The organism is Frankia sp. Mgl5 (genome assembly GCF_023242985.1).
Classification (GTDB): Bacteria; Actinomycetota; Actinomycetes; order Frankiales; family Frankiaceae; genus Parafrankia; species Parafrankia soli.
Genome location: NZ_JALKFY010000213.1, coordinates 1 through 256 on the forward strand (window position 1 = coordinate 1; position 256 = coordinate 256).

A 256-nucleotide genomic window follows, 5' to 3' on the forward strand; every position below is an offset into this window, starting at 1 on the left:
CTTCCCATGACAACCCGGTTCATGCTTTCAACACCCGCTGCAATGACAACATCGCTCATTCCGGCGATGATTTCATGCGCAGCCTGATTTAGCGTTTCCAAGCTTGAACCACATGCCCTGTTTGAGGTCACGCCACAAACCTCGACCGGAAAGCCTGCGATCAGTGATGCCAAGCGAGCGATGTTGCCCCCCTGTTCGCCGATTTGTGTCACACACCCCATTTTCACGTCGTCAACAAGCGAGGGATCCAATCGAT

General features: G+C 53.5%; 1 protein-coding gene. It reads right to left on the reverse strand.

The window, feature by feature from the left end; genetic code table 11:
• Positions 1 to 212 (reverse strand): beta-ketoacyl synthase N-terminal-like domain-containing protein (locus MXD62_RS09060; protein WP_308301218.1); only part of this gene is annotated, 212 nt, incomplete at its 3' end.
• Positions 213 to 256: the final 44 nt, after the last annotated feature.